This window comes from Cytobacillus horneckiae (assembly GCF_002835735.1).
Taxonomy (GTDB): Bacteria; Bacillota; Bacilli; order Bacillales; family Cytobacillaceae; genus Cytobacillus; species Cytobacillus horneckiae.
Genome location: NZ_PISD01000077.1, coordinates 15193 through 30587, shown reverse-complemented (window position 1 = coordinate 30587; position 15395 = coordinate 15193). Strand labels below are relative to the sequence as shown.

At 39.3% G+C, this 15395-nt stretch carries 15 protein-coding genes; all 15 read left to right on the top strand.

The annotated features are described in order from the left end of the window. Positions 1-53 precede the first annotated feature (53 nt). The 15 genes from CWS20_RS25740 (at position 54) to CWS20_RS25670 (ending at position 15384) form a co-directional block, all read left to right on the top strand. Complete coding sequence (locus CWS20_RS25740) at positions 54-1733, top strand: long-chain fatty acid--CoA ligase (protein WP_066197716.1); 1680 nt, start codon at positions 54-56, stop codon at positions 1731-1733. A gap of 37 nt (positions 1734-1770) precedes the next feature. After that, entirely contained in the window at positions 1771-2634 is an 864-nt protein-coding gene (locus CWS20_RS25735; protein ID WP_066201592.1) for a branched-chain amino acid ABC transporter permease, read from the top strand. After that, positions 2635-3624, top strand: coding sequence for a branched-chain amino acid ABC transporter permease (locus CWS20_RS25730; protein WP_066197719.1), 990 nt, complete (start codon positions 2635-2637; stop codon positions 3622-3624). A gap of 3 nt (positions 3625-3627) precedes the next feature. Next, a complete protein-coding gene (locus CWS20_RS25725; RefSeq protein WP_066197722.1) occupies positions 3628-4395 on the top strand; it encodes an ABC transporter ATP-binding protein in 768 nt (255 codons plus the stop codon). After that, entirely contained in the window at positions 4388-5095 is a 708-nt protein-coding gene (locus CWS20_RS25720; protein ID WP_066197726.1) for an ABC transporter ATP-binding protein, read from the top strand. The genes CWS20_RS25725 and CWS20_RS25720 overlap by 8 nt, the downstream gene beginning before the upstream one ends. Before the next feature lie 70 nt (positions 5096-5165). Beyond that, positions 5166-6332, top strand: coding sequence for an ABC transporter substrate-binding protein (locus CWS20_RS25715; RefSeq protein WP_066197730.1), 1167 nt, complete (start codon positions 5166-5168; stop codon positions 6330-6332). Between the two features lie 71 nt (positions 6333-6403). Next, the gene (locus CWS20_RS25710; protein WP_066197732.1) at positions 6404-7387 is read left to right on the top strand and encodes an NAD(P)H-dependent flavin oxidoreductase; all 984 of its coding nucleotides are present in this window, start codon (positions 6404-6406) and stop codon (positions 7385-7387) included. 12 nt (positions 7388-7399) lie between these two features. Next, a complete protein-coding gene (locus tag CWS20_RS25705) occupies positions 7400-8173 on the top strand; it encodes an SDR family oxidoreductase (RefSeq protein ID WP_066197735.1) in 774 nt (257 codons plus the stop codon). 16 nt (positions 8174-8189) lie between these two features. Further along, positions 8190-9194, top strand: coding sequence for an NADPH-dependent curcumin/dihydrocurcumin reductase (curA, locus tag CWS20_RS25700; protein WP_066197737.1), 1005 nt, complete (start codon positions 8190-8192; stop codon positions 9192-9194). A gap of 196 nt (positions 9195-9390) precedes the next feature. Then, positions 9391-10092 (top strand): YwaF family protein, encoded by a 702-nt coding sequence (locus CWS20_RS25695; RefSeq protein WP_066197740.1) that lies wholly within the window; start codon positions 9391-9393, stop codon positions 10090-10092. 6 nt (positions 10093-10098) lie between these two features. Beyond that, positions 10099-10899 (top strand): type II pantothenate kinase, encoded by an 801-nt coding sequence (coaW, locus tag CWS20_RS25690; protein WP_066197743.1) that lies wholly within the window; start codon positions 10099-10101, stop codon positions 10897-10899. 293 nt (positions 10900-11192) lie between these two features. After that, positions 11193-12146: a C40 family peptidase gene (locus CWS20_RS25685; RefSeq protein WP_066197745.1), complete on the top strand. Its 954-nt coding sequence runs from the start codon at positions 11193-11195 to the stop codon at positions 12144-12146. 183 nt (positions 12147-12329) lie between these two features. Further along, positions 12330-13484 carry an acyl-CoA dehydrogenase family protein gene (locus tag CWS20_RS25680; protein WP_066197748.1) on the top strand — a complete coding sequence of 385 codons (1155 nt, stop codon included), beginning with the start codon at positions 12330-12332 and terminating at the stop codon, positions 13482-13484. Next, positions 13481-14566, top strand: a complete 1086-nt coding sequence (locus CWS20_RS25675; RefSeq protein ID WP_066197751.1) for an acyl-CoA dehydrogenase family protein — start codon at positions 13481-13483, stop codon at positions 14564-14566. Before CWS20_RS25680 ends, CWS20_RS25675 begins: the two co-directional genes overlap by 4 nt. Positions 14567-14574: 8 nt before the next feature. After that, on the top strand, positions 14575-15384 hold the full coding sequence (locus tag CWS20_RS25670) for an enoyl-CoA hydratase/isomerase family protein (RefSeq protein ID WP_241504267.1): 810 nt from the start codon (positions 14575-14577) through the stop codon (positions 15382-15384). The last annotated feature ends 11 nt before the right edge of the window (positions 15385-15395 follow it).

The following is a 15395-nucleotide window of genomic DNA, read 5'->3' as shown; positions in this document are numbered from 1 at the left end:
TTCAATACACGTGTTGAAATAAATTTCATCGGCAAAACTAAGGAGGGTATTCCATGCAAAATCGCCATTTTGAGCATTGGCCGAAGCTGCCAAAAAAGCTTGTTGTTCCGGAATCATCAATTTTTAGTAATTTAGAAATGTCTGCCGCACGTTATCCAAATCAGAAAGCTATTTACTATTATGGAAAGAGTATGACCTATTCAGAGTTATTAACGGAAGTTAATAGTTTGGCAGGTTATCTGCAGAACGTGCTAAAAGTGAAGAAGGAAGAAAAGGTTTTACTATTGATGCAAAATTCACCTCAGTTTATTATTAGCTACTATGCCATTATAAGATCTGGTGCAGTTGTTGTGCCAATCAATCCGATGCTTTTGTCTCATGAACTGGAATTTTATATGAAAGATTGCCAAATTAGCACGGCGATTATCGGACAGGAACTTTACGCTAATATTCAGCCTCTAGTCCAATCAACAACTTTGGAAAACCTCCTTATTGCCTCCTACTCAGACTATATCGATGATGGTTATGAACTTGAATTGCCAGCAGAAGTAAGCGCACAGCCACAAACATGGAAAGATCCTTCTCACCATTTATGGAGAGATTGCTTAAACGTAAAAGAAAGGCCAAATCCGTTTGATTCTTCGCCTGATGATTTGATTGTTTTGCCATACACATCAGGTACAACAGGCTTACCTAAAGGTTGTATGCACACGAATAGCACAGTTCAAGCGAATGTAGCCGGCGGTGCAGTTTGGGGAAGAGTATCTGCAAGCAATGTTCATTTATCGACACTGCCGTTTTTTCATGTGACAGGAATGGTGCAAAGCATGCATGTACCAATTTATACAGGCGGTACGATGGTCATTATGACAAGGTGGAACCGGCAGACAGCTCTCGAGTTAATCAATAGGCAAAAGTGTACGAACTGGATAGCAATTAGTACGATGATTATAGACTTTATTTCTAATCCGCAATTAGAAGCAAATAAGATATCATCACTGATTGGTATATCTGGAGGCGGTGCTACTCTTCCAGAAGCTGTTGGAGAAAAGCTGGAAAAATTGACAGGGTTAACATTTTTAGAAGGATACGGCTTATCGGAAACAATTGCTCAAACTCACTCTAACCCTGTAGAGCGGCCTAAAATGCAATGTCTTGGTATTCCATTTTTTGATGTCGATGCGAGAATTATTGATCCTGCAACAATGAAGGAGCTCGGAATGAATGAAGTAGGAGAGATTGTTGTACATGGACATCAAGTGATGACAGGATATTATAATCGTGAAGACGAGAATGAAAGCGCTTTTATTATGCTTGATGGCAAAAGGTTTTTCCGTACAGGGGACATGGGAAGATGCGATGAAGAAGGATACTTTTTTATAGTTGACCGCGTGAAGAGAATGATTAATTCTGCCGGCTATAAAGTATGGCCGACAGAGGTGGAATCGTATCTTTATAGGCACCCAGCTGTACAGCAAGCTTGTGTAGTAGGAATACCTGATGAAAGAAAAGGTGAAGCAGTAAAAGCATTTGTCATTTTGAATCCTGAATATGAAGGAAAAATTGATGAAGCTGAAATAATAGAATGGTCGAAAAACCAAATGGCAGCTTATAAATATCCTAGAGTAATCGAATTTAGAGCGAAGTTTCCAATGACTAGCAGCGGAAAAATTCTCTGGAGGCAACTAAAGGAGGAGGAAGAGCAGAGGGCAGTTAAGCATAGTGAAGTTTAATCAGATCTCAAGTAGGTATTAAGGGGGGGATATGGGAATGGAATTATTGCTGCAGCAGCTTTTTAATGGTTTAACGATTGGGAGTGTATATAGTCTCGTCGCTTTAGGTTTAACTTTAGTTTATGGAATATTGCATATTCCAAATTTTGCTCACGGCGCATTATATATGGTTGGCGGCTATATTACATTGATGATGATGACGAATGCAGGTCTTCATTATGTATTGGCTATCGTAGTTTCTATCATTGTAGTTGGCTTATTAAGCGTTTTAATGGAGAGGCTTGTTTTTCACCCTTTACGTGATTCACCGCCGATTCAAGATAAAGTGGCAGCAATTGGTATTTTGTTGTTTTTAGAGGCGCTCGCCCAATTATTATGGGGGGCGGATTACAGGCAAATGCCAACTCCTTTTGGCGAAGTGGTGAATGTATTCGGCCTTACCTTAACATTACAGCGAATAATTATTGTGGCTGCTGCGATAGCCGTAATGATTTTTCTATATTGGTTTTTAAAGAAGACTTTTATCGGTTCAACTATCATTGCTATGGCTCAAAATCGAGAGGGAGCAGCACTTGTAGGGATTAATACAAATAAAGTGGCTATTCTTACCTTTTTCATAGCTGGTGCTTTAGCGGCTATTGGTGCATCATTAACTTCTCCTATTAATCTCGTTTTTCCAGGAATGGGACATCTAGTCATATTAAAAGCATTTGTCATTATTATTATCGGAGGGATGGGGAGCATTCCAGGCGCTATCCTTGGCGGCTACATTTTAGGTTTTACCGAAAGTATAGGGGCGACATATATTTCCAGTGATTATAAAGATATTATCGCATTTGTGTTACTTATCATCATCTTATCAGCAAAACCTCAAGGGATTTTTTCAAAGGGAGGCGCTTAGATGATGAAACTATTAAACAAGCGAAACATTATTTTAATTTTAATATTACTAGCCGTTGTATTTCCATTCATTAATCAAAACCAATATTATTTGCATATTTTAACACTTGCTTTTATATGGACAATTGCTGTTTACGGTTTAAATCTATTAGCTGGTTTTACAGGATATTTATCCCTGGCTCACGGTGGTTTTTTTGCGATAGGTGCGTATGGATTAGGTTTGCTGACTGTTAAGGGCGGGTTAGGCTTTTGGCTTTCGTTTTTGCTGGCGCCTTTAATAACAATGGCAATAGGTCTCGTAATTGGTTTGTTCGCATTAAGAACAAAGGAACATTTCTTTGCCATCTATACTTTATGTGTAGGATATATTATCTATTTGGTGATAGACAAATGGGAAAGCCTGACTGAAGGAGTACGCGGGCTTATCGGTATACCTGCTCCAGAACCAATCGGTCCTATTACATTTACAACGCCAATAGCACAGTATTATCTTACGCTCGTAATCTTTTTGCTTGTGGTCCTAATTATTTATCGCATTGTTCATTCATTGACAGGCAGAACGTTTATAGCGATAAGAAACAGTGAGGAACTGGCATTATCGCTGGGGATTTCTACTAAGAAGAATAAGCTTCTTTCATTTGTGCTTTCAACGTTTTTCGCTGGATTGGCAGGAGCTATGTATGCGGGTTTTATCCGGTTTATCGGGCCTGAAATCGCTTATACTACCATTACGTTTGATTTGCTCACCTATATGATCGTTGGAGGAATCGGCACACTTGCAGGGCCGATAGTTGGAACATTCCTGATTTTGATATTATCGCAAAATTTGCAATTTTTGCAAGATTATCGAATGCTCATATTCGGTCCTCTCCTGACATTGCTTATCATTTTTTCTCCGCGAGGAATTGTTGGCTTTATTTTGCTCCACTATTCCAATTGGAAAACAAAAAAACGGATGACAATTCCGAAGGATCAGGTGAAGGAGGGCTAGTGGATGATTTTGCAAACAAGTCAATTAACGAAAAAATTTGGAGGCAATGTTGCAGTGAAGGATGTTAGCTTTTCTATACAGCAAGGAAAAGTAAACGCAATTATTGGACCAAATGGAGCGGGGAAATCGACTTTTTTTAACTTAATTACCGGCATTCATCCGCCTACAGAGGGACAGATATTTTATAAAGGGGAAGAGATTACTAAGTATCCTGCCAATAAAATTGCCGAACTGGGTTTAGCGCGAACCTTTCAAACCACAAATTTATTTGAAAGGGCTACCGTTTTCGATAATGTCGTGGTTGGCCATCGCCTGCGCACGAAGTCAAATCTTTTTGATGCGATTTTCAGGACGAAAAGACTAAAAAGAGAAGAAGAAACTTGCAAAGAAAAGGCATTGGAGGTATTGGATTTTACCGGATTATCAAATGTCAGTGATCAGCTTGTCGCGAACATTAGCCAAGAAGAAAAGAAGCGGGTTGCTTTTGCATTGGCACTTGCAACTGAACCAGAAATTGTATTTCTGGATGAACCAACTGCAGGTGTGAATCCGGATGAAACGGAAGAGCTGGCTCTCTTAATTAAGAAGATGGCAGAGAAGGGCCTGACTGTTTGTTTAATCGAACATAAAATGCAAATGATTATGAGTTTGGCGGATCAAATTATGGTATTAAATTATGGCGAAAAAATTGCGGAAGGAACACCAGAAGAAATAAAAAACAATGAGGAAGTGATCAAAGCTTATTTAGGAGGAGGGAGTGCCAGTGCTTAGCATAATGGGACTTACAGCGAAATATGGAAAGTATACAAGTATTAAGGAAGTTAATATTGAAGTGATCAAAGGTGAAATTGTCGTCCTGCTTGGTGCGAATGGAGCGGGGAAATCAACAACATTCAAAACGATCAGCGGTCTGTTAAAACCAGCGGCTGGTGAAATTATTTTTAATGATGAACAAATTGGCGGAAAGCAGCCTGATAAAATTGTCGAGCTTGGCATCGTACAATGTGCTGAAGACAGAAAGCTATTTCCGCAAATGAGCGTTCAGCAAAATTTGATGATGGGGGCTTATGTGCACCGTAGAAATAAAGGTCAAATTAAACAATCATTGAAGGAAGTAAATGAACTCTTCCCAATCCTTTACGATAAAAGGGAAGATGCCGCAGGCTCACTCAGTGGAGGGCAGCAGCAAATGCTTGCAATAGGACGGGCGCTGATGGCCAAACCAAAGCTCATGCTCCTTGATGAGCCGTCCATTGGTTTGGCACCATTAATTGTTGAACAAATGTTTAAAAGCATTGAACATATCAATCGCGAAGGAACAACGATTTTATTGGCAGAGCAAAATGCGAATGCGGCTTTGAGTATTGCTGATAAAGGCTATGTTTATGAGAATGGAAAAATAGTCGTTCATGGTTCATCTGCAGAGCTATTTTCTAATGAAGAAGTTAGAAAAGCATATATTGGCGCTTAAAGAAAAATTGGATAATGAAGACTTGGCGGACATTTTGCCGCCTCCACTATTTTAATAGGAGGTAAGACCGATGAGAAAGGTAAAATTTTTATTCATTATCAGCTTAGCATTTGCAGTAGTAATGATGGCGGCTTGTTCACAATCAAGCGGTGGATCAGGAGAGGAAAAGGTTGTAAATATAGGATATAGCGGTCCTTTAAGCGGTGCTGCAGCATTTTACGGTGAAAATACGCTTAATGGTTTAAAGATGGCTGTAGATGAAATAAATAAAGAGGGATTTGAGGTAGAGGGAGAGAAATATAAATTAAACCTGGTTTCTCTTGATGATAAATATATGCCAAATGAAACAGCTTCAAATGGAAAAAGGCTTGTACAGGAAAATAAAACTCCGATTATATTTTCTCCACATAGCGGGGGGATTGCGGCATTGCAGGTTTTTAACGAAATGGATAACTTTTTGATTGTAGCTTATTCCAGTGAACCTGATATTACAGAGCGGGGCAATAAATTGACGGTCAGAATACCGCCAAGTTATGCAGGTTATATTGAACCATTTTCAACATATGCGATGGATAGGTTTGGGAAGAAAATGGCAGCTCTTCCTCCAGTTACGCAATACGGGAAGGACTGGGCTGAAGCAATCATCCCTTATTGGGAAGAGAATGGCGGAGAAGTAGTACACCAAGCTTCGATTGATTTTTCTAAAGATACCGATTTTTTCACTATTCTAACTAATGCGTTAAAACAAGATCCAGATGTATTATTTATCGGTGGTGCATCTGAACCGACTGCAAAAGTTGCTATGCAGGCAAGGGAGTTGGGATTTGATGGCGGTTTCATCATTATGGATCAGGCGAAATTAGATGAAATGAAAAATGTAACCCAGTCTTATGACGTTTTGGAAGGTGCAGTCGGAGTGACTCCGCTTATCCATACGGAATACCCAGGCACAGCTGAGTTTATTGATAAGTATAGGGAGCTGTACAACAAAGACCCTGGTTCAGAGGCTGGCTATCATTATTTAGCGACTTATGTTTTAGTAGAAGCGATGAAGGCGGCTGGAAATGTTGAAGATGCAAAACTGATTAGAGAACATATTCAAGCTGGGCTTGATCAGCTGCCTGAGGATAAGAAAGTTTACGAGATTCCGAGTGTTGAGGATGACGGAGGCTTTGTGAATTTAATTAGAATGGCGACAGTCGAAGATGGAGAAATCGTTTTGAAAGAAGTAGATTAAAGAAAAGAAGGGAGAGATTGGGTTTGTTCCTTAACCCAGCCTCTCTCATAACAGTTTAGGAGGTTTTTTAAATGGAAAAATATGATTTTAAAACTATGAAAGAATCTTTGAGCTTGCCGGTGATGGTCGCACCGATGTTTTTAATTAGCAATCCTGAATTGGTTATCCATTCATGCAAAGCCGGCATTATTGGAACATTTCCTGCACTAAATGCACGTACTGAAGAAATTCTGAAAGAGTGGATGGGACAGATTAATCATGAGCTTGCAGAATACAATAATGACCATCCGGACAAAAAAGCAGCGCCTTGGGGCATAAATTTTATTACACATCGTTCGAACAAAAGATATATTGAAGATTTGCAGCTAATAGAAAAATATGAACCCCCAATCGTCATTACGTCATTAGGTGACCCAGGTCCAGTTGCAGAAATCGTACATAAATATGGTGGAATGGTTATTTCTGATGTAATTAATGTAAAGTTTGCCAAGAAGGCTTTAGAAAAAGGAGCAGACGGGCTCGTCCTTGTTTCAAGCGGAGCTGGCGGACACGCGGGCACTTACAACCCAATTGCTTTTGTTCATGAAGTACGAGAATTTTTTGACGGTCCAGTTATGCTTGCAGGAGGAATGTCAAAAGGGGAAGATATACTAGCAGCCGAAATACTTGGTGCAGATATTGCGTATATGGGTACCCGTTTTATACCGTCAAAGGAAAGTCTCGCACAGGATGAATATAAAAAAATGATTATTGATTCCAGCATTGATGACATTATTTACACGGATGCATTTAGTGGAGTAAATGCCAATTATCTCATCCCTAGTATAATAAATTCAGGTTTAGATCCTGCTAATTTAGTGAAAAAGAAAGAAATGAACTTCGGAGATTTAAACAATACAAAAGTCAAAGCTTGGCGGGATGTGTGGGGCGCTGGTCAAGGCATTGGCTCGATAACCGAAGTTCAATCCATCGCAGAAATAACTGATGAACTGAAAAAACAATACGAACAAGCGCAGGAAAACATCATTGCCCGTCACCAAAAGATTCTTCGCTAAAAGAGGTGAAAGATGAATTTTCACGAGTTATTTGACTTGAAGGATAAGGTAGCCCTTATCACCGGCGGAGGACGAGGTCTTGGAGAGCAAATCGCAGAGATATACGCCGAACGAGGTTGTCAGCTGGCGCTTTGTTCGCGCAAAAAGGCGAATTGCGATGAAGTTGCTGACACTCTTTCTAATAAATACGGAGTGAAAGCCATTGGCTATGAATTGAATGTAACAAGTGAAACTAGCGTTTTATCAGTAGTCGAGAAGGTCATTCATGATTTTGGCAAGATTGATATTCTTGTGAATAATAGCGGTGCGACATGGGGCGCGCCAGTTGAAGAAATGCCATTAGGAGCATGGAAAAAAGTAATCGATGTCAATGTAACTGGCACTTTTCTATTAAGTCAGGCGGTCGGCAAGCATATGATTGCAAGGAAGCAAGGGAAAATTATTAATATTGCTTCTGCCGCTGGATTAACCGTCCGTGAACCGGAAGTAACGAATACTATCGGGTACACAACGAGTAAAGCAGCTGTTATTCACTTTACTAAAGATTTAGCCATGAAATGGGCGCGGCATCATATTTATGTTAATGCCATTGCTCCCGGAATGTTCAGAACGAAAATGTCTGCCGGCATTCTTAAAAAGGATGAAGAGGCAGTCTTAAAAACCATTCCTTTGAGAAAAATCGGTGATGAACATATGCTTAAGGGTGCAGCTATTTATTTAGCCTCTTCAGCAAGTGATTTTGTGACAGGCACAGTTTTAAGTGTGGATGGAGGCAGTACGCTATAACAAGGAGGAATACAGTATGGAAAACAGAAGTATACTCTTAGTCAGCAGGCCGGAGGGAATGCCTAAACCAGAGAATTTCAAGCTTACGACAGCAGCAGTTCCTGAAATTGGGACAGGTGAAGTATTAATCCGGACGATTTATTTATCCGTCGACCCTTATATGCGCGGTAGAATGCGCGGGGTAAAAACATATGTAGATCCATTTGAACTGGGTGAAGTATTAACAGGAGGCGTGATTGGTAAAGTTATCGAGTCCAACCATGAAGATTTCCAGCCTGGGGATATCGTAGAAGGTAGACTAAACTGGGCAGATCACTCTGTGTCAGATGGCGCAAATATTAGAAAGATTGACCCTGATTTGGCACCTATTTCCACAGGAATTGGTGTGGTTGGAATGCCAGGATTAACTGCTTATTTCGGATTACTTGATATTGGCAAGCCTAAGAAAGGTGAAACAGTCGTTGTTTCCGGAGCAGCTGGAGCGGTTGGTTCTACAGTTGGCCAAATTGCGAAAATTAAAGGCTGTCATGTAGTTGGTATCGCGGGTACTGAGGAAAAATGCGCCTACTTAAAAGATGAATTGGCCTTCGATCATGTGATTAATTATAAAACAGATGATATTAGGAAAAAGCTAAAAGAATATTGTCCTGACGGAGTCGATGTATATTTTGATAATGTCGGCGGGCATATTTCTGATGAAGTGCTGTGGCGCATTAATTATCAAGCGAGGATTGTCGTATGCGGCCAAATATCAGCCTACAATCTTCAATCAGCAGATAAAGGTCCAAGAATACAAGGACAGCTCATTCAAAAAAGTGCCTTAATGAAGGGCTTTATTGTTGGAGATTACATGGATCAGCATAATGAAGGGTATGAACAGCTCGGTAAATGGGTGAGTGAGGGCTCAATCAAATATCGCGAAAATATCATAGAAGGTTTAGAGAATGCTCCTGATGCATTTATCGGACTTTTCCGCGGAGATAATCTCGGCAAGCAGCTTGTAAGGGTAAGCGAGGAATAAGGATAACGCGAATCAGCCGTGCTTTTAACGCTGCCCACTTGAGGCGAAGCAACGATTAAAGCGAATGTTTGTCAACAGCCTTAAGCGCGATAAGTAGCTTTACTTATCGCGCTTTATTATGCTCATCTAAAAAAGCAGGCTTTGCCAGCGATGATAGCCAATATAATATGAAAACATAAAAGGTTGGAGCTTATGTATGATTTCCTTTAATCACCAATATGAAGAGTATCCGTTTATTATTTTCTCATTCTCACATTTCATCATGATTGGATTGTTTCTATGTGGAATCATCTTTATTTATAAATGTAGAATATCATTACGTTCCTTTCATACAGAGATAAGATATTTTCTTTTTACAGTTTTATTCGTACTGGAGCTGCTTTATCATATTTGGCTGTATACAGGCGGTGCTTGGGATATCGCATTCGCTCTTCCATTGCATCTTTGCTCTGTAAGCTTAATATTATGTCTTGTCTTATTGATGACTGGTTCTGAAAAAGTCTTTCAAATGGTCTACTTTATCGGAGTGATTGGCGCTACAATGGCCATTTTCACACCTGAATTATTTCTTGGCTTTCCACATTTCCGCTATTATCAATTCTTTATAACCCATATGCTCATCATATGGATTTGCTTATACTATGTTTTTGTGAAACAATACCGGCCAACTATAAAGGGGATGCTGCTTTCTTTCATATTTCTAAATGTCTGTTCCTTCCTTGCAATGATGGTAAACAAATGCACAGGAGGGAATTATATGTTTTTGTCATACAAGCCTGTCAATGGATCAATTTTGGATTATTTAGGACCTTACCCTATATATATTGCAGCCCTGGAGGTGGTTGCCCTTATTTTATTTACGCTTATTTTAGTACCATTTTTAATAAGAAGGGAATGAGAGTACATGGCTAGAGTAGGAATAGATGCAGGCGGTACATTAATAAAAGTTGTTTATGAAGAAAAAGGATATTTACATTATAAGTACTATCCTATAAGTAAGGAAAAAGAACTCCTGCAATGGCTGCAAATTTTTCATTCTCCTGCTCAATTTATCTTAACTGGCGGGAGGGCTGAAGCTTTAAAGCAGAAAATGGCAGAAGCAAAAATAGTCGATGAATTTTCTGTTATCTGTGCCGGAGCAAATTACTTATTGAAAGAAGAAGGGAAACAAAGATCTGAGTATCTCTTAATGAATGTCGGTACAGGCACTTCATTTTTCATTCATAAAAATGGAAAGAGTGAGAGAGTGTTAGGTACAGGATTAGGCGGAGGCACTTTTATAGGGCTTGGAAAATTATTGACTGGAAAATCAACATTCGCACAATTGGCAGACTTAGCTGGGGATGGTAGCAAAGAAGAAATTGATGTATTGGTTAAAGACATATATGAATCCTCTAGTTCTCCAATTGATGGCAATTTAACCGCAAGTAATTTTGGGAAGGCAATTTTTGTTCAAGGAGGCGCCAGTGATAAAGCAGCTGCTTTGACGAATATGATTGCGGAGAATTTAATGTTATTAGCTATGTTGCTAATAGAGAAGCATTCACTTAGTACAATCGTATTTTCAGGCAGTGGTGTTTCTCGACATGATTATTTTCAAACCCGGCTGGCGGAGTTTTCTAATATGTTTGGATATGAAGCAATATTTTTAGAGCGAGGAAAGTATAGCGGAGCCGTAGGGGCTTTATTATCAGCAAACAGGTAGGTGGTTCTAACCAATTTAACTTTGAAAAAAGAGAAACTAAATCAATAGAACCTTTTATATAAAAAGTGAACAAAACATTCATATATTTAAGGCAAAAAGACAGTTGAAAATAGGATAATCACGTAAATATTAGGTCTAAGGTAATTTGTTTAATGGATAATAAATCCAAAATATAATATAAATAGAATCAATATGGATAATGATAACAAATAAACCATGATTTACAGTGTTTGAATTTGCAGTTAACCCTACTAACATAAACTGAGTAGCTATTAAAAAGGGAGTGTTATAACTTGAGAAAACAACTGATTTCAGTTGCGGCTGCTGCTGGCTTATTTGCTGCCAGTTATGCTGAAGTAGGGGCGCAATCAAATACATATAAGGTGCAAGCTGGAGACTCTTTATGGAAGATATCCAATACATATCATCTATCGATTAATCAATTAATGGAATGGAATCAATTAACCAGTTCCGTCATTTATACTGGACAAACACTTACATTAGCCAATCCTAAGCAGAACACGACAGTAAGTGGAAAAACTTATACCGTGAAAAAAGGCGATAGCTTATGGAGTATTGCAACGAAAAATGGTCTGTCTGTGATTAATTTGAAAAACATGAACGGTTTAAAGAGCGACATGATCTACCCAGGACAAACATTAAAGTTGCAAGGGAGTGAATCTAATCCAGCACCACCGCAAAATAATGAAAGCATTTACACAGTCAAATCAGGCGATAGTTTATGGGGAATTGCCTCTCGCTATAAATTATCTGTATCACAATTAAAATCTTTAAATCAATTAAAATCAGACATGATTTATCCTGGCCAAAAGCTTACTATTTCTGGGAGTACACAAACACCTCCATCGGAAATCGTTAATCCTTCAGGTAAAGTGGATGCGCTAATTAATGAAGCGAAGAAATACATAGGAGTAGCTTATGTTTGGGGTGGAAGTACACCAGCAGGTTTTGATTGTAGCGGCTATTTAAATTTTGTTTTCAACAACATTGGTATTTCTATACCTAGAACGGTTGAAACCATTTGGAATGCCACTAAGTCAGTAAGTTCACCAAGTAAAGGTGATATTGTCTTTTTTGAAACATATAAAGCAGGTCCATCACATGCGGGAATTTATTTAGGAAATAACAAATTTATCCATGCTGGCACATCTAATGGAGTGACCATTTCTGATATGACATTAGACTATTGGGACTCTCGCTATTTAGGAGCAAAAACAGCATTTTAAAAATATGAGATTAATAGAGTAAGAGGCAATGTGAAAAATGACATTGCCTTTTTTTATTGTTAAAGCATTTATTTTGGATTAAAAATTCTAAAAATTTAGAATTGACACTAAAATGGTTACTCCCTTATAATATTACATATAGATAATAACTATCGGATAACGGTAATTAATGAGGTGTAGCGCATGATTAAATTAGAGCTGCCAGTTGTAAAGTTTACAGCTGAGCAAACGGAGTTTCGTAATACGGTACGTGAATTCTTAATTGAAGAAAAAAAACGTGGAGCTTTTGAGTCAAGATGCGATTCATGGCTTAGTGGAGAATCTGTTGACTTTTCGCGAAAATTGGGTCAAAAAGGCTGGATTGGCATGACATGGCCGAAGAAATATGGCGGGAGAGAAAGAAGTGCGCTTGAAAGATATATTCTTACTGAAGAATTATTAACTGCTGGAGCGCCGGTGGCTGCACATTGGTTCGCTGATCGCCAAACCGGACCGTTATTTTTAAAATTTGGAACAGAGGAACAAAAGAACTTCTTTCTTCCAATGATTACAAAAGGGGAATGTTTTTTTTCCATTGGTTTAAGTGAGCCAAACGCTGGTTCAGATTTAGCAGCTATAAAAACAAAAGCAGAGCGTACAGATGGCGGCTGGCTGTTAAACGGATCGAAGATTTGGACGAGTGGCGCACATTTATCGCACTATATGATTGTACTTTGCCGCACTTCACCATTTGATCCAAATAATCGGCATGCTGGGATGAGCCAGCTTGTTGTGAATATGAAAGCTGAAGGTTTAACAGTCAGGCCGATTCAGTTTTTAACCGGCCAGCATCATTTTAATGAAGTCTTTTTTGAAAACGTCTTCGTTCCGGATAATCGTCTCATTGGTATTGAAGGTAATGGGTGGAAGCAAGGGATGGCCGAATTAGCTTATGAAAGAAGCGGCCCGGAAAGAATATTAAGCACCTATCCGTTATTGGATGAATTGATTAAAATTTTGCGTGAGAATGATGATGAAGAGGGTATGAGGGAAGCGGTATCATTACTTCCAGAACTATGGACTTTACGCAATATGTCTATGGGTGTAGCAAAATATTTAGAAGAAGGCCATGATGTCAATATGGCTGCTGCACTTGTGAAAGAGTTAGGAACTAAATTTGAGACCAGTATCGCAGAAAAAGCTAGATTACTATTATCGCAATTACCTTCAATAGAATCGGCGGAACTTATCAATCGATTCATGGCTCAATCTATCCTTCACGGTCCAGGATTTACTTTGCGGGGCGGAACAACAGAAATACTAAGAGGGATTGTCGCGAAAGGGGTTGTGTCGCAATGAGTGATATGCTGGACATGATTATAGAATCATCAAATAGAATATTTAAAGATAATTGTACAAAGCAATTACTAGATGATGCAGAGGACGGCAATTTTGCCATTGATTTATGGAATATTATCGCAGAATCAGGTTTGTCTTCTATCGCGCTTCCCGAGAATAAAGGCGGTGCAGGCGGTGACTTTATTGATGCTTTCAATATTTTAAAGCTTGCTGGAAAATATGGTTTACCTTTGCCGCTGGCTGAAACCTTGATCGCAAAATGGCTAGGGACAGAATTGGGCTTTACATTCAGTAATGAACCCGTTACATTTTCCATTCAAAAAGATGATAATATTTCGTTCAAGATGACAGGGGATGGCTACTCTATTGCAGGTGAAGCAAAGGATGTTCCTTGGGCGAGTGCGGCAAAACATATCCTTCTGCTTGGCAAGTCGAATGAAAAGGATGTAATAGCGTTCGTGCCATTGGATAATGCCAAGATAATAAAAGGAAAAAATCTTGCTGCAGAGCCGAGAGATCATGTGATTTTTCCTAATATTTTGGCAAACGGTTTGTCTTTGCGAGAAGTAAACTGTATTGATATATCTGAAAAATCAATACATTTACTTGCGCTGGCAAAATCGGCAATGATTGCCGGCGCAGCAGAAAAGGTATTAGCCCTCAGTCTATTTTATGCGAATGAGCGCCAGCAATTCGGCCGTTCACTTCATCGGTTTCAAAGTATTCAGCAGCATATTGCCGTATTGACTGGTGAGACGACCGCTTGTTTAACAGCTGCGAATTCGGCAATTTATGCACTTCAAGGTGGGCGGTATGAAAAGGAAATACCGCTGGCGAAAATGAAATTAAGTGAATCGGCAGGTGTCATTGCTATGGCTGCCCACCAATTGCACGGCGCGATTGGTATGACCTATGAACATATGCTGCATCATATGACGAGAAGATTATGGTCTTGGCGCGACGAAGCCGGCAATGAAGCTTATTGGGGCAAAAAGTTGACGAAACTCATTATGAAAGATAAAGATTCTTCTTTGTGGGAAATATTAACCAATGATAAGCAGTTTACTAAAGTAGAAGAATAGGAGTGACAATGATGGCAGATTTACTTTTTACAGTAGAGAATGATATAGCAAAGATTATTTTAAATCGTCCAAAAGCGATGAATGCATTTAGTGAGGAAATGATTGATCTATGGATTGATGCATTGCAAACCATTCGTGATACAGATGAGATTCGGGCAGTAATTGTTAAAGGAAATGGAAAAAGCTTTTGTTCTGGTGGAGACATAAAGGAGATGGCTGCCGGAAAAGGATTTTATTATTCTGAAGAAGATCGTGTTTCAACCGGGCTGGCACGCAAAAATTCACTTTGGAAAAAAGTACAGCGTGTCCCATTGCTACTAGAAGAAATAGATAAGCCAGTTATTGCTCAATTACATGGTGCGGCATTTGGTGCAGGGTTAGATATGGCACTAATGTGTGATATTCGCATAGCAAGTGAGGATGCAATCGTTGCAGAAAGCTATGTAAAAGTTGGTCTTGTCCCTGGTGATGGAGGTGCATATTTTCTGCCGCGACTAGCAGGCATAGATCAAGCGTTGGATATGCTATGGACCGGGAAAGCGCTGACAGCTTCTGAAGCAAAGGAAAAGGGGCTACTAACTTATGTTGTTCCTGAGGACGAATTGGAGACATTTACGGAAAACTATGTGAAGAAAATAGCCGAAGGTCCGCAAGCATCTATCCGCTTGATTAAGCGGGCTGTTTATCAAAATCAAACGATGAGCTTAAGGGCTTCATTAGATATGATATCGTCCTCGATGGCCATTGCGACTGAATTAGATGATTATCAAGAAGGCGTTCGCTCGGTAATAGAAAAACGAAAACCAAATTTTAATTGAGAGAATTTGAT

Excerpts from the sequence above, each read along its gene's own strand:
- CWS20_RS25740 (WP_066197716.1), top strand. The coding sequence starts at position 54 with ATGCAAAATCGCCATTTTGAGCATTGGCCGAAGCTGCCAAAAAAGCTT.
- CWS20_RS25735 (WP_066201592.1), top strand. The coding sequence starts at position 1,771 with ATGGAATTATTGCTGCAGCAGCTTTTTAATGGTTTAACGATTGGGAGT.
- CWS20_RS25730 (WP_066197719.1), top strand. The coding sequence starts at position 2,635 with ATGATGAAACTATTAAACAAGCGAAACATTATTTTAATTTTAATATTA.
- CWS20_RS25725 (WP_066197722.1), top strand. The coding sequence starts at position 3,628 with ATGATTTTGCAAACAAGTCAATTAACGAAAAAATTTGGAGGCAATGTT.
- CWS20_RS25715 (WP_066197730.1), top strand. The coding sequence starts at position 5,166 with ATGAGAAAGGTAAAATTTTTATTCATTATCAGCTTAGCATTTGCAGTA.
- CWS20_RS25710 (WP_066197732.1), top strand. The coding sequence starts at position 6,404 with ATGGAAAAATATGATTTTAAAACTATGAAAGAATCTTTGAGCTTGCCG.
- CWS20_RS25705 (WP_066197735.1), top strand. The coding sequence starts at position 7,400 with ATGAATTTTCACGAGTTATTTGACTTGAAGGATAAGGTAGCCCTTATC.
- curA (WP_066197737.1), top strand. The coding sequence starts at position 8,190 with ATGGAAAACAGAAGTATACTCTTAGTCAGCAGGCCGGAGGGAATGCCT.
- CWS20_RS25695 (WP_066197740.1), top strand. The coding sequence starts at position 9,391 with ATGATTTCCTTTAATCACCAATATGAAGAGTATCCGTTTATTATTTTC.
- coaW (WP_066197743.1), top strand. The coding sequence starts at position 10,099 with ATGGCTAGAGTAGGAATAGATGCAGGCGGTACATTAATAAAAGTTGTT.
- CWS20_RS25680 (WP_066197748.1), top strand. The coding sequence starts at position 12,330 with ATGATTAAATTAGAGCTGCCAGTTGTAAAGTTTACAGCTGAGCAAACG.
- CWS20_RS25675 (WP_066197751.1), top strand. The coding sequence starts at position 13,481 with ATGAGTGATATGCTGGACATGATTATAGAATCATCAAATAGAATATTT.
- CWS20_RS25670 (WP_241504267.1), top strand. The coding sequence starts at position 14,575 with ATGATGGCAGATTTACTTTTTACAGTAGAGAATGATATAGCAAAGATT.